The following is a 15351-nucleotide window of genomic DNA, read 5'->3' as shown; positions in this document are numbered from 1 at the left end:
AATAATCTGATTATCAATTCACAACCCTTTTACCGATAATTTATCGAAAAGGCCGACTATATCATCGAATGCCAATTCCATTGAACCAGATAACTTAGCGATCAATTGACTAAACAGAACATTGAAACAGGAAACCGCACTTGCTATTTTAAAAATGGGTCAAAATGTTTACCTGACTGGTTCAGCCGGTACCGGTAAAACCTATTTGATCAATGAATATATCGAATATTTACGAGTAAGAGAAGTAGCCGTAGCGGTAACTGCGTCCACTGGAATAGCCGCCACGCACATCGGAGGACAGACCATACATTCGTGGAGTGGTATTGGGATCAAGGACCAGATCAAGAAAGAAGACCTGGACCGGATCAAAAAGAATAAAACCACGGTCAAGAGGTTGCGAGAGACCAAAGTCCTGATCATTGATGAAATCTCTATGCTCTCCGGAAAAGTGCTCACTGGGATCAGCGACATCCTGAAGTACTTCCGAAATAATGCAGATCCATTCGGAGGCATGCAGGTGATCTTATCGGGAGATTTTTTTCAGTTACCTCCCGTCAGTCGGGAACCCATGACGAACCGCGAAAAGTTTGCCTTTATGGCGCCAATCTGGGTGGAAAGTCAATTGCGGGTCTGCTACCTCACCGAACAGTTTCGACAAAAGGAAAGCCTTTTGAGTGACATCCTTACCAGTATCCGAGCCAAAGACATCAACCAGGATATTGTTGATGCCCTTCAGGAAAAAATCAACGAGAACGATGAGACGGAATGCATCAAGTTGTACACCCACAACGCCGATGTAGATGCCATGAATGCCAAGAAGCTCGCAGAAAACATTAACCCTAAAAGTAATTTCGAAGCAGAAACCGAAGGTCGTGGCGCGTTGGTAGAAAGCCTTCGACAAAGCGTATTGGCCACGCCTGAGCTAGCCCTTAAGAAAGATGCTCTGGTCATGTTTGTGCGCAATAACCCGGAAAGGGGCTATTTCAATGGCACAATCGGCGTAATCGAAAAGTTTGATAATGAAGATGGATATCCGGTCGTAAAAACCAATGATGGTCGAACGATCATTGCCAAGCCTGAAGAATGGACCATCACCGACGAGAAAGAAAACGTGCTGGCTTCGTATAAGCAAGTCCCACTTCGATTGGCCTGGGCCATTACGGTACACAAAAGTCAGGGAATGACCTTGGATGAAGCTGAAATTGACCTCTCCAAAACCTTTGAGCCAGGACAAGGATACGTGGCCCTCTCCCGCTTGCGCAACTGGCATGGACTTCATTTATTGGGTATGAACAATGTCGCCCTGACTGTAGATGGACTGGCCTTCAAAGCTGATGTTCGTTTTGCCGAATTGTCGGAAGACAATGAAGATTGGTTGTTTGATTTTGAAAAAGAGCAGCTAGCGATTGCCAACATGGATTTCATCGACCGATGTGAAGGAACGAATGATCCTGATGTCATTGAAAAAAATCAACATCGCAATCGCAAAAAGGCCATTGGTCCCAAGAAAAATACCTTCGAAAAAACCAAAGAAATGCTCCTTGCTGGAAAGACGCTTGAAGAAGTGGCTTATGAACGAGAGCTCACTCAGGGCACAATCATCAGTCATCTACAACGAATCCACAAAGACAACCCTGATTTTGATTTGAGCCCTTATGCTCCGGATGATACAACACTCAAGAAGGTCAGCAAAGTAAGCGCGCAATTGATCAAACAGGGAGATCCTGAATTTTTTGACAGTGCCGAACAGTTAAAATTGAGTGTGATCCATCGAGCTCTCAACGGACAAATGGACTATGAAACGATCCGACTTTGTCGAATGTTTCATGACGATGGTAATTGATTCAAATTGTGGAAAACCCTTCAATGCACCGCTAAAATGTGGATAAATTTTAAGGCAAATACCCCATATTGGGTATTGACATCCTAATCCAACCTTCCGATCTTTACTAAAGTCTTTTTTGTACAATCTCATACTAGGGTGTTTGCTGGCATCGTTGTTGAGTTGATTGAACAAAAGACTAATGTGACAAATATGACCACCGCAATGAATACCGCAAGCGCCATTTACCCCAACACCTATTTTAAGGTGCAATTGGGATCGGAAACCGTTTATCTCTTTTGGGACAAGGAATCCGATGAAGTCGCGATTTTCAATACTGATCGTATGGATCAACAAATGAAGGTTGAAACTTTACCCAATCCACGCCTGATCCATTTTGTACCTAATCCGAACACGACGCCTAGATCTGAAGCGACTTACAGCGTCAGCAAGGAAAACAGTCAGATCAAGCTTAAATACCTGGACGGCCACCGATTCAAGTCGGTTGTAGTGCAGTCGGAAGTGGCATAACTGATCTAACGGAAACTTTGGTGAGTCAGCTTCGTCGGCGAGGCTGACCAAGGGATTAACCTATTGACCTTCAGTAATTAAGTTAATCGGTTATTACTTTCTACCACTGAGGGCATGAAACGCTCCCAATACCCATCGGGAGGTGAGCGTTTTTAGATTCTCTGATATTACGGTTGCTCATTTCAAAACAACACACGCCACACACTATTCATAATCTTAAGAAACACTGCTCTTTCTGGCGTCATGAGCCACTAAATAGCATTCTAGGTACTCCCACGATAAGGATTTTCATTAAGTTACGACCTTATGGCATTACGTAAGGTCCTATCTCTGGCTGCGCTCATGTTGGTGGGTGAGCTCATTTTTCTACTCCCTTTTGTAGTAGCGAGGATATTTCGACCTACGTTTCTTACTGCATTTGATATCACTAATCTTGAATTAGGAACAGCATTTTCACTTTACGGTATCGTTGCTATTGGTGCCTATTTTGCCGGAGGCCCTATCGCTGACCGGTTTTCTCCGAAAAAACTACTCCCGGTCTCAATTATGGCCACTGCAGCCGGTGGCATGATCATGTCTCAAATCCCTAATCTGTTCACGCTCACATTATTGTATGGGTTTTGGGGAATAACAACCATACTTCTTTTCTGGGCCGCTTATGTGAAAGCCCAAAGTGAGCTAGGTGGGAATGACAGTCAGGGACGGTCCTTCGGATTGATCGATGCGGGACGAGGATTTGTCGCAGCCGCCCTCGCCTCCTCTTCCGTTTTCTTGCTGCAAACTTTCTTACCCGTCGATGCGGATTATGCCACCGAAGCGCAATTAACCGCTGCCCTAAGTGACATTATTCTCTTATTCTCAGGTTTGACTGCCTTAAGCGCCCTGATCATCTGGTGGTTCCTGCCGGATGAAGTAACTCATTCTTCCGGTCAGGGAATTTCGCTATTGGGTGTTAAACAAGCCATGAAACGTAGAACGATATGGCTACAAGCTTTTATTCTATTATGTAGCTATGTTGGCTACAAATGCACCGACGACTTTTCCTTATATGCCAGCGATGCTTTCGGGTACAATGATGTGGACGCAGCTCACATTGCCACAATCTCTTTTTGGATCAGGCCTTTCGCAGCCATTGCAGCAGGTTTATTAGGTGATAAAATCATGCATTCTAAAATGGTCATTTGCTGTTTTCTGATCATGATGGGAGGCAGTCTTGTGATCGCTTCGGGTGTAATAGCGCCGAGTATGGGATTGATGATCATTTTGACCCTATCTACCACAAGTGTAGGCGTTTATGGTTTGAGAGGTCTTTACTATGCGTTGTTTCAGGAAGCAAAACTACCTCTGGAAATCACAGGAAGCGCAGCAGGATTGGTATCGGTCATTGGTTATACACCCGATATATTCATGGGCCCGCTTATGGGGATCATCCTAGACAGCTCTCCCGGAGAGCTCGGACACCAACACTTGTTTATGGTACTGGCTGCTTTCTCCATTACAGGGGCCATTTTGGCCTATTTGTTTGGGAGGCAAACCAGAACCACAAACCTTTCTTAAATCAAAAGGAGTAACAAGCGGACTAAGTTGGGGCGTGTCATGTTGGGATTTGCACCCATTCCTGAAAACTCGGGACCCTATCCCCATTGGTGACGAAGTAACTTATTCCAACGACATCCTTTGTCTATGGATTTAATAAGATAAAGGAAGGTAATAAGTGAAAAGTCTGTTTTTCATCCGCCTGATCAAAGATTGCTGAGATCAAGCTTCCATACGTAAGGCGAACCAATACGCGTTTCTGTCAATTATCGAAGTAGTACTTTCCGACGACACTTCCTTATAACATTGAAAGAGGTAATGAGCGAATAGTGACCTAAGGTACTTTATCCATTTAAGCTACAGGCCCATGTATTACAATGCTATTGTGGACCCGACGAGATTTGAACTCGCATTCACCCGAACCATAATCGAAGTAACACTGTTCTACGACACTCTTTCGTAATTTATGCCCCCACCCGTCTGGCAGGGGCTTATTCAAATTTCAATCTGATTGATACATGAAATAGCAGATGCTCCATTTTCAATGGCATCCAACACTTCAAATATCTTGTCCGACCATCCGGCGATCAAATACACATCATTTCCTTTCAGGCTCAATGGTGTATTACCGTGCCCCATCAAATCAAACAAATACAATTTGGCCTTCGGAGCAACATAACGCTTGTACTTCGTCCATGATGCTCTCAATGACTCACCACCATAAGTGCTGTCCCACATCTGCAAATCAGTAAAGAACATGACTTTATCCATCTCACGTTTCGTGGCAATCAATGCGTCTATGACGCGATGACCATTCGTCGAGTATCCAACGGAACCCGCCAGTCTTTCCAGCTTTCTGACATTGGAAAGGATGTCTTTCTTCGAAAGATTCTTCTCGCTCCAGGTACTACCAAATATCCCGGTAACCACGTTCACAGATCTGGAAGCCAGTAACATGCTCAGTACCAATCCAATATCAAAGCATCTCACTTTGCTATTGTAGCTCACCGGGCTGTACATCGAACCGGAAACATCCGCCGCCAAGAGCACTCGCTGGTCAAGCCCAAACCCCTTGATGTTTGCCGCACTGGCCATCACTGCCTTCTCCAGGCTGTTCATCAAATATGTAGCATGGTTCAACTTGAGTTTCTCCAATTCTCTGTAGGCCGAGAGAAACCTGAAAGGCAATTGCTTAGACCTTTTTACTTGCTTAGGGTCACCCAATAGCTTAGCTACTTTTTTGATCGAGCTCCTTTGAACACCGGCCTCAAGGAAATTCCTCAAATTCCTTAATGTAGCCATATAGCCCAACTTTCCACTATCAATCAGCTCCTCCCACTTAGCAGTCATGGCAGAGGCCTTATTCTTTGGGTTCGTAAATGGTCTTTGCCCCACTTGTGACAGTTCTACCTCCCAGGTATAAGGAACTTCCAGTTCATCATTGACGATCTTATTAAACAACAATTGTTGTTCGTCGGAAGCCGCTTTCGGATGTGTTAAAAACAAAGCATCCCTTAGGGTCACCTCCGTCTTTCTATTGTATTTCGCGAATTGATATTCATCAAACTTGTTGAAAGCAGACGCTATGCCTTTCTGAAGCTGCTTGGAAAGTTTATTCAGCTTCTTTTCACCAGATCTGCTATTCGCCAATTGATAATAAGCCAACAACTCTGTGATCTCATCAGCACGCTGGATCACCCTTGCTGTTGCTTTTTTCACCAGTTCATCACCCCTATGTATTCTGGACAACTCAGCAACCAATACCAATGGGATTGACCTCAAATGCATCTCTTCTCTGGCATAAATGGCCAATTTTGCTGCAAATACCGGATCAACTTTATCAATCAGATAAATGATACGGTTCAATCTATCCCAGGCATTTTCGTACAGATCACCAGACAAACTCGAAGTTACTACCGCACTATACAGTTCCAACGTTTCTGATTTCGAATAGGCAACAGCACCTTCGTAGTTATAAGTTTTCTCTTTTTGTTTATTACTCACATTGAATCTCATAACAGTAGTTTTTTCGTGTTTCAAATGTTTGATAATTCAAAGTTGAAGGGACACTACGCAGCCTTTTTGCGTAGTTGAAAAAAAAGTGATTTTTTTACAAAAAAATTTATCAAAGCATCATTGCCCTAATCCATTAGCAACTTAGAAATCAATTATTAAAGAAAGATTTTCGAGAAACTATGAATTTACCGCTGCGGCGGACCGCCCAACCCTAAAGGGAAAATTGGAATCCACCCCTTTAGGGAGTTCAAGGGTATCTTTTGTAGTTGACTAATATTTTTGAAAATCTTTCTAAACACCTATTAATTACTCTCATGCCTGCCACCAGAAATGCCCTTATTCGATACAAAACGATTGATAACTGTCTTAGAAATCGGTTTCGTCAATGGACACTGGAAGACCTTATTGATGCTTGTTCCGAAGCTTTGTATGATTATGAGGGCATTGACAAAGGCGTCAGTAAGCGTACCATTCAGATGGATCTGCAGATCATGCGCAGTGACAAACTAGGTTACCATGCTCCCATCATTGTAAATGACAAGAAGTTCTATACCTATTCGGATCCAGAATATTCTATCACCAACGTCCCATTGACAGCACATGACCTCAATAAATTAACGGAAGTGGTGGACATTCTCAGACAATTCAAAGGCTTCAGTCATTTTACGGAGTTGAGTGGGATGGTCCAGAAGCTGGAAAATAAAATTCATACTTCGTCTAATGAAGGCAGATCGATCATCGACCTGGAGAAGAATGAAGATCTGAGAGGTTTGGAATACATCGATCCGATATTCCAGGCCATTTCGAATGAGCAATGTATCCATCTCTCCTATCAATCTTTCAAAGCCAAACAGCCGGAATCGTTTTTATTTCACCCGGCTTTACTTAAAGAATACCGTAATCGATGGTTTGTATTGGGTAAAAGAAAAGCAAAGCTGAACTTCATGCTCCTTGCACTTGATCGCATCCAATCTCTCGATTCCAGTGAAGAAAAGGTTTTAGCCTTTGATCCAGAGGTGCTTGAGCATTTTTTCAGTCCGGTGGTGGGTGTAACAGTATCTGATGGCATTCAAACTGAAGAAGTGATCATTGAAGCGGATCATTCAGCAGCTCCGTATGTATTGACTAAACCCATTCACCATAGTCAGCAATTGCTGAAGACCACCGAAAAAGGAGTAGTTATCTCTCTACAGGTTCAATTGAATTTTGAACTGGAGCGGGAACTAATGGGATTTGGAGAAAATGTAAAAGTATTGGCCCCGGAACGGCTGGTCCAGCGAATCAATACCCGATTATCCAGGATGGCATCATTATATGGCAATTGACCCCTACTTCGAAATACTGATTGATCAAACAACCGTGGGTTTCTGGGATTGAAGGGTCTTATACGCTGATGGTGATACAGACGTCACCTTTCGAAAGGCTGCGTTGAAGGAAGAAATCGAGTTGAACCCACACTCGTAAGCAATCACTGCTATTTTATGATGCTTAAATGATGGACTTTGCAAAAGCTCTTTGGCTTTTTCAATGCGATAAGCATTGGTATAGTCCGTAAAACTTTGCCTCAGGTTTTCACTGAAATACCTGGATAAGAGATGTTTAGGAATAGCGGTCAATTCCGATAAAGAGCCAAGATTAAAATCTCTCTGAAGAAAAGGTTTCTGCTCTCCCATGACGCTATGAATGCGATCCAGATGCTGTGAAACTTGTTCTTTAGATAAATTGATGTTCTTATACTTCTTCTTATCTCCTATTGGTGTGAAAATTTCACGGTTTCGGAAAAGCACGAAACTAATGAAGTAAATGATCGGGGTATATAATACTGGTCCGGTAATATAGGAATTGAGCCCTAGTGTATAATTGGTAAAGTAGGATACACAAAAGATGAATACGCCAGCATACAGATTACGATACCATGGAAAATAGATTTTTCGTTCATTGTATATGATCCTTAAAAATACAGCTGCGACCCCTAAATAAATAATGGTGAAATAAAGTAACGCCAAGTATCCCCCTCGATACCAGAAACCATCAAGTGAAAGAAAAGGCGAAGCCACTAAAAAGAAAAAAGCTGGTAATATAATCAAAGCCTTATGACTGATCTGCTTGAGTCGATTCAACTTTTCAGCGAAGTAGAGCAATAATATAGGGCCAATGAATCCGTGAGCAGCAAAACCTAGATTCAAAAACAACTGACCTTCCATGTCATAAAAAAACCACCCTATGGACTTGAACAGACGAATAGTGATCGCTATCAAAAGCAATCCCAATAATATTCGTTCTACTTTTTGGATGCGTTCAGCTGAAAACAAATAGACCGCCAGGAATAAGGATTGAAAAATGCCTGCACACGAAATAATGAGGAGTAATGACGTCTGATCCATCTTGCGAGTTAAGACTCATTTAATTAATAAACCTAACAGATTAATTAATACGGAAGTCATAACTGGCCAGGTTACGTAACTAGGGTGTCTGGTTTACAATTTCGGCTATGTTTAAACTCTACCTGCTTACCTCTCTTAGGACACTTCGAAAATCAAAGACAACTACTGCAATTATCATTTTTAGCATGACTGTGGCATTGATGTTTCTACTGCTTGTTTTGACTTTCGCACAATCAGAAAGTAGCTTCGACAATTTTCATTCAAAGTCCAATCGCATTGGTCGTGTCATTAGTCATTTCAATGATACTGATCAATATTTGGCCGCGACACCCTACCGATGGATGCCGGCCTTACTCAACCAGGTACCTGAGGTTAAGCATTCGACTTCCTTTCTCAGGTTTACACCCAGTTTTAGGAAAGGTCAGATCATGATCAATGAACCCAATGGGCTTGGTGTCGAGCCATCCTTTTTTGAGGTATTTGATTTTCCAGTCATATCTGGTAACAAGGATAATTTTCTGCATTCCATCAACGGTATCGTGTTGACAGAGAAGATGGCTCATAAATATTTCGGAACAATAGAAGTATTGGGCAAGACGATGAGTTCCTTCGACGATGAGGGAAATCCTGTGGAGTATATTATTGAAGGGATTGTTCAATGCCCCGTTAATTCGCACATTCAGTTTGACTATCTGCTACCGTTTGAAATTTCTAAAATATCTTATCGAATTCGGTCAGAAAGACTAGGTCTCCCAAATCGATTTCTGAGTTGGAATACGCACTTCTGTTCAAACTATCTATTGATCGAAGAAGGTTCAAATTTCGAAGCTGTCTCAAAAAAACTAAGTGAAATTATCAATGAAAACATAAGTGTCAGCCAGCAAAATCGGTTCTCTCCATTCATTCAAGGGCTGGAGGACATCTATCTCAAGTCTGATTTTACCAATGACTTTGCACCAAGAGGAAGTTATACATTATTGACCGTCCTAATCACTACAGCCTTGATTTTGCTGATATTAGCACTCATCAACTTTACCAACTTAACCATCGCCTTGTCCCTGGAAAGAGTAAAAGAAATAGGCATTAAGAAAACCATGGGTAACAGCACCAGAGGATTATTGACTCAATTTACCATGGAAGCAGCTATCGTTCTTACGATCAGTGCCGCTTTGGCTTATGGACTGATCTTTGGATTATCCACGCAATTCAACGAGTTCGTTGGAAAACCAATTGACACACGACTAATGATGGATTTTGAAAATGTGTCCTTTTCAATCTTAATTATTTCACTCTTAAGTATCCTGACTGCCATTTATCCGACGATCAAACTCTCCCGAATCAAGCCTGCACAAGTCCTTTACTCAGGAAGTTCATATCGTCTGGAATCTGGAAGAAGTAAGTACTATTTAGTTGGATTTCAGATCTGCATCTCGGCAGTCTTCTTTGTAAGTACGATTATCGTCTTCATGCAGATCAATCATATTTCAGAGATTGATTTAGGATTTAATAAGCATCACAAAATTGTTGTAACTCACTGGGGAATAGGTGAAAGTGATTTTGAGTTGAGGCGATTACGACGCCACCTGCAGCAAATCCCGGCAATTGAATCCGTCTCGGCATCTAATAATCTACCAGGTTTAGGCAGAAGCTATTCCGGGTCATTTTCCATTCCTACACATCATGAAGAATTGACTTTGTCCATTTTTCATGCGGACATGCAAATCCTGAATGCATTAGATCTGGAATTGGTTCATGGAAGAGGCTTTGATGGCAATATCCGAACGGATTCATCAATGGCCTACGTCATCAATCAAGCTGCGATGAATCTGTTTTCTCAATACAACGAAACCTGGGGTATGAACCCTATAGGCAGGAGTTTAACCAGGGTATTCCCTAATGAACAACGACCTGGCAAAATCATCGGTGTAGTGAAAGATTTTCATTTTGACTCTTTTCAAAATGAAATTGAACCGTTGGTGATTTGCATAACATCTTTGGGCAGAAGCCGGGTAATCATCAAGGTAAACACTGCAAATGAAGAGCTCCTTTCCGACATTCAGGCGGTCTGGTCTAAGCTTTATCCGGATTCCGCTGTTAACTATAGGTTCCTGGAAGATCAGTTTGATGCTTACCTTTCTAATGAAAAAGTAAGTGCCCGTTTAATTCTAACCTTAGGACTTTTCATTGTCTTCATTTCGTGTCTGGGCATCATCGGACTTATACTTTTCGTAGTGAAGTCAAAGCAAAAGGAGATTGGTATTCGTAAAGTTATTGGTGCTTCATTTCCATCTCTATTGCTACTGATGAGTAAAAGGTACTTGCTCCTCGCTGCAATGAGCTCGTGGCTCGCTTATCCCATTTCCTATATCCTGATGAATTCCTGGCTGGGTCAATTTGCTTATAGAATCAGTATGCCCTTTCAGGTATACCTCCTCAGTACCATCATAAGCATCCTGCTAGTGGCCATGATTATTCTCTGGATGACACAATCCACTTTAAAAAGAACTCCCGCAGAGATGCTAAAAACTTAATAAGGAATAGCGATTGCACTAATCTGAAGCACCTTCCCTATTGCAAAACATAATATTTATATCGATGAAGCTTGCCTTGTCCATACTACTTTTCATTCCTCTCTCACTCTTATCCCAGCAGGTAAAATCCCAACAGGAGAACCTTTCATTTCTGGTGGGTAAATGGAACGTGGAAAGGACTTACAGTCCCAATAGTGAACCCAGGAAACTCAAGGGTAATTTAACGTGCGAGTGGGCGCTCGATAGCACATTCATTTCATGCAGGTATAAGATGGAAAGACCTCAACAGAAAAGAGGACTGGACCAGGTGTTTTTCAATTACAATCCGATCTACGATAAATATGAAAGCCTATGGTTAAGTTCAACCTGGCCTATCAAGGTTTTGATGCAAGGTGAAATGGAAGGCCATTCCTTTGTATATGACGCGATGTTTCCTATTCAAGAAGGCCTCATCGAATATGTGAAAAGTGAATGGACAGTTCAGTTAAATCAGGAAACTCCTTCTTTTTCAAGAAAAACACACATTCGAACAAGTCAAGACCCAACCAATGAATGGTTCCATCACATGGATGAAACCGCCATTTTAATCCACAAATCCCATTAATAATGAACGTAACCAGGACCCTCATTATCAGTCTTCGTAATTTCAAAAAGAACCCGAGCATCTATTTGTTAAACATCTTTGGATTATCCGTTGGTATAGCAGCATTCCTCTTCATTGTCAGTTATGCCCATTACGAAAACGCTTATGATCAATTTCATGAGAATATCAACCAGCTCTATCGGGTGAATCATATCGTAAAACAAGACGGAAAAGACCCTTATGTTGCGGCAGCTACTTTCCCAAAAGTTGGTCCAGCATTAGTCCATGAGTTTTCGCAGATCGAAGCTTCATTCCGAGTGATGGAATCCTGGCACGGAGTAGTAGCACAAGTTGACAAACAAGATCCGATAGAACATGAAAGAGTATTTTTTGCCGAAACAGGCCTATTCGAATTATTCTCATTTCCCTTATTAGCAGGAGATCGGAAGTCGGTACTTGATCATTTGCATACTGCTGCCATATCCAAAGAGATCGCCATCAAACACTTTGGAACAACGGATTGCATTGGTGAGCACATCACCATCCGTTCAGCGGTCAACGGCTCTCAGGTCTATGAAGTGACAGGGGTTTTTAATCAGCCACTTCCCACACATGTAGAAGTGAACATATTGCTGTCTTTTTCCTCTTTGTTACATGCATGGGGGCAAGAAATAGATCAGAATTGGAGCTGGTTCGATTTCGTGACATATGTACAATTGTCTGAAGGTACCCTACCAGAGTCGCTTGAAAATCAATTTCCTGCTTTTATCGATAAACATGGTGGGGAACGAATGGGTAGTGACAAATTGTCATTTGACTTATTTCCTGTGGCAGATATCCATCTTCAATCCAAGGTCAACCAGGAAATAACGACCAATGGAGATGCGGCATCGGTTAAGTTTCTTTTCATTATTGGTGTTTTCATTCTGCTCATTGCCTGGGTCAATTATATTAACCTCTACTCCGCTCAAGCATCAGAACGCGCAAAAGATGTTGGAATTCGAAAGGCACTTGGGTCTTCGCATAGAAACCTCATTACACTTTATCTGATAGAATCAGGATGGATCAATCTGATATCTATGGCGTTCGGGTTTGCAGGATTCCTGATCATTCAAAACCTTTCTGAAACCTACTTAGGGATTGCGATCAACCTTCAGCAAGCATTCATGCTTAAACTGTTATGGTGGGTGCTGCCCTTTTATCTGCTCAGTATATTGGTTTCGGGATTGTACCCTTCCATCCTAATTGCAAAGGTCAAGACGCTTCAGGCACTTAAAGGCCATTCCAACCTCTCCTCCAACGCCACTTTCAGAAAAGCGCTTGTCGTATTCCAATTCATGATCTCCGGATTTATGATTGGTGCGACCCTGATCATTTTCAACCAGCTGAAGTTTATGAATGAACAGCCATTGGGTGTAGATGTCTCCGAAACCATGGTATTGGAAGTACCCAATTATTCGGAGAACACTCTGACTTACGCAAATGCCCTGCGGACTCTTCAATCAAAAATTGAAAACATCGCGGGGGTGGTGCAAGTATCAGCCTCGTCAGATCTGGTAGGCAGCACGATTGGCTGGAGAGGTAGCTCTGTCTTGATCCATCAGCCCCAGGAAAGATTGATGATTTACAAAATCACGGTTGACGAAGAACACCTAAGTTATCTCAAAACTAACTTCCTAGCAGGCAGAAACTTCTTTGATGAAGGTGACAGCCTTTCGGTTATTCTAAATGAACAAGCCTTGAAATTATATGGTTTCAATGATGCCGAAGCAGCTATAAACGAGCAGATCTTTTTTGCAGGAGTTGATACCTTAAGAGTAATTGGAGTCATCCAGGACTATTTTCAGGAATCGCTTAAAGAAACCATAAAGCCTACTGCATTTCTTCGAATCGATCATGAACTAAAATACTTATCCATCAGGCACAACAGACTAGATCATGAAGTTTTTTTAGCCGATATAGAACAGGGCTTTAGGTCCATTTTTCCTGAGCTTCCTTTTAGTTATCATTTCATGTCAGAACTATTAGAACATCGACATGGAACAGAAATAGCATTCAACCAACTATTCAATGCATTTTCAGCGATTGCTGTTATTATCTCTTTCCTTGGTCTGCTTGGCCTGACTCATTTTGTGGCTTCTAAACGTAAAAAAGAAGTAGGCATACGCAAAGTACTAGGTGCAACAATAGGCGGTGTGATCTTCCTGATCTTCAAAGACTTTGGCAAGCTAGTGATCACCGGAAACATGATTGCGCTTCCTATTTTATGGTATTTAGGAGCTGATTGGCTAGATAAGTTTTCTTTTCATATCCATTTTCCATGGCAAATGCTCGTCACCACCGTTGTATTTAGTGTACTCCTGGCATTCGTATTCTCCTTTACCAATATGTTAAAACTTGGAAGAACCAACCCTGTAGAGGTCTTGAAAAATGAATAAAGTCGAAAAAGGCTACCGAACACTCCATTGAGGTCTTATTCAGCGCTGATGTCATCCATTTTTAAGGGTGACTACCATAACATAGGAAAGCCGTGTAATAACTTTATGTGTATGCGCTGACTTATTTCTCCGTTGTTTTGTGATTTGAAAGTGGATCAGGCGGCGGAATCCTGGGAACTGTACAACTTACTCAACGTGTTCAAAATAAGTTGAAAATAGGTTTGATTAATTCTCATTTCGGCCTCCGGAAATTGCAATTCGTCCAGGTCATAACCGTGCTCACGCAAGGCTGGTAAAGTTCTAACTAGCGCACGTTGCCATGCAAGCGGTGTAAGTTCGTTTTCGCACCAACGTTTCAATTCAGTGACTTTGAATCCCTGTTCATCTTTCACGTTCTTAAGGGAAGCGAACATGGACATGTTGCAGTTATCGTCCAGATCGTCAGACTGCAAACCTGGCACAACCAGCTTGCGTTCTCCGTATTCGTTCAGTAATTCGTAGGGCTCATTCTTCAACTCTTCTCTGTAGGCCTGTTGAGCACTTCGCAAGTGACCGTCAAAGCGACTGTAGAATTCCGAAGGATTTTCACCTTCTTGCCAAAACGATAGATTCATGGGCGGTGACATTTTAAGTCTGTTGAACTATGTAAAGCTTACTAAAATTACGGCTTCACTATTTCGATTCAAATGTATTTGTTACTTCCTATCATGAATCAGCAGATTCGACGAATGAATCAGCATTTTCGACAAATGGGCCTGATTTAACGCCAACTGATTGATTGGTCCTTAATCGTTAGATCAGTATCAATAAATGGATTTTTCATATATTCATGTAAACGCCATGCTTACTAACCACTGATATGAGAACATTTATTCAGGAGTATGTCTTCAGTAATGCACTTTTTCTACTTGTGGATTACGCATTCATCTGCCTGCTCATCACCTGGAAAGGGCAATACAATACCCGCGTAAAATCAGAAGGGATCCGCGACTCCATCATGGTCTTCGAATGGGAAAAAAGGTTTTATTGGACCCATTTCGGGATTTCTCTCATTTTCATGGTTATCAGTTTGGCTTTTTTTGCTTCTGATTTCGGATGGTTCCTGGACATTTTTTGCTGGATTGGTTTTTTCTGGGGCTTGCTGCTGTTTATTTCCTTCTTTTTCATCGATAAGACCTTCATCCTCGATAGCATGTTTATAGTAGTCCCGGCCTATGGACAAAGAAAAGATTATTACTACACGAGCGTGACAGGTGTGGAAGTCAAAAGAGAGAAAGAGACTAAAAATGGAATAAGCAAAGACAATTACAGCATGAAGATCCAGACCAAAGATGACATGTCACAAGATGTGTCAGGTCCGGCAGATAAAATACAATGGCTCATGCGGGTATTGAAAGAAAAAGTGGGCAGTGAGAAATTCAAAATCATCGATGGGGCGTTGGAAGAGGAAGAATCCACTGAATAACATATGACTTCACCATTTCTTCAGAAAAGTTTCATCATTATTCTT

The 15351-nt window shown here is 41.9% G+C and carries 11 protein-coding genes; 8 read left to right on the top strand and 3 right to left on the bottom strand.

Going from position 1 to position 15351, the window contains the following annotated elements; genetic code table 11:
• Positions 1-121 precede the first annotated feature (121 nt).
• From R8G66_00270 to R8G66_00260, 3 genes are all read left to right on the top strand, one after another.
• A complete protein-coding gene (locus tag R8G66_00270; protein ID MDW3190763.1) occupies positions 122-1843 on the top strand; it encodes an AAA family ATPase in 1722 nt (573 codons plus the stop codon).
• A 204-nt stretch (positions 1844-2047) separates the two neighbouring features.
• Positions 2048-2353, top strand: coding sequence for a hypothetical protein (locus tag R8G66_00265; GenBank protein MDW3190762.1), 306 nt, complete (start codon positions 2048-2050; stop codon positions 2351-2353).
• 306 nt (positions 2354-2659) lie between these two features.
• Positions 2660-3910, top strand: a complete 1251-nt coding sequence (locus tag R8G66_00260) for an MFS transporter (protein MDW3190761.1) — start codon at positions 2660-2662, stop codon at positions 3908-3910.
• Between the two features lie 474 nt (positions 3911-4384).
• Here the strand turns inward: R8G66_00260 and R8G66_00255 are convergent, their stop codons facing one another.
• Positions 4385-5905 (bottom strand): TROVE domain-containing protein, encoded by a 1521-nt coding sequence (locus R8G66_00255; protein ID MDW3190760.1) that lies wholly within the window; start codon positions 5903-5905, stop codon positions 4385-4387.
• Positions 5906-6219: 314 nt separating this feature from the next.
• Here R8G66_00255 and R8G66_00250 point away from each other — a divergent pair, with 314 nt between their 5' ends.
• Positions 6220-7230 (top strand): WYL domain-containing protein, encoded by a 1011-nt coding sequence (locus R8G66_00250; GenBank protein MDW3190759.1) that lies wholly within the window; start codon positions 6220-6222, stop codon positions 7228-7230.
• A 24-nt stretch (positions 7231-7254) separates the two neighbouring features.
• On the opposite strand, the gene R8G66_00245 is transcribed toward R8G66_00250, so the two are convergent.
• Positions 7255-8289, bottom strand: coding sequence for an AraC family transcriptional regulator (locus R8G66_00245; GenBank protein ID MDW3190758.1), 1035 nt, complete (start codon positions 8287-8289; stop codon positions 7255-7257).
• Between the two features lie 107 nt (positions 8290-8396).
• Between R8G66_00245 and R8G66_00240 the strand changes: the two genes are divergently transcribed.
• The 3 genes from R8G66_00240 (at position 8397) to R8G66_00230 (ending at position 13841) form a co-directional block, all read left to right on the top strand.
• Positions 8397-10820, top strand: coding sequence for an FtsX-like permease family protein (locus tag R8G66_00240; protein ID MDW3190757.1), 2424 nt, complete (start codon positions 8397-8399; stop codon positions 10818-10820).
• Between the two features lie 64 nt (positions 10821-10884).
• On the top strand, positions 10885-11424 hold the full coding sequence (locus tag R8G66_00235) for a DUF1579 family protein (protein MDW3190756.1): 540 nt from the start codon (positions 10885-10887) through the stop codon (positions 11422-11424).
• Between the two features lie 2 nt (positions 11425-11426).
• Positions 11427-13841, top strand: coding sequence for an FtsX-like permease family protein (locus tag R8G66_00230; GenBank protein MDW3190755.1), 2415 nt, complete (start codon positions 11427-11429; stop codon positions 13839-13841).
• 155 nt (positions 13842-13996) lie between these two features.
• Here R8G66_00230 and R8G66_00225 read toward each other — a convergent pair whose 3' ends face one another.
• Positions 13997-14455, bottom strand: coding sequence for a hypothetical protein (locus R8G66_00225; protein MDW3190754.1), 459 nt, complete (start codon positions 14453-14455; stop codon positions 13997-13999).
• 245 nt (positions 14456-14700) lie between these two features.
• Between R8G66_00225 and R8G66_00220 the strand changes: the two genes are divergently transcribed.
• On the top strand, positions 14701-15306 hold the full coding sequence (locus R8G66_00220; GenBank protein ID MDW3190753.1) for a hypothetical protein: 606 nt from the start codon (positions 14701-14703) through the stop codon (positions 15304-15306).
• Positions 15307-15351 lie beyond the last annotated feature (45 nt).

The organism is Cytophagales bacterium (assembly GCA_033344775.1).
Taxonomy (GTDB): domain Bacteria; phylum Bacteroidota; class Bacteroidia; order Cytophagales; family Cyclobacteriaceae; genus JAWPMT01.
The sequence above is the reverse complement of the archived record's forward strand: the minus strand, read 5'-3'. Positions and strand labels throughout refer to the sequence as shown.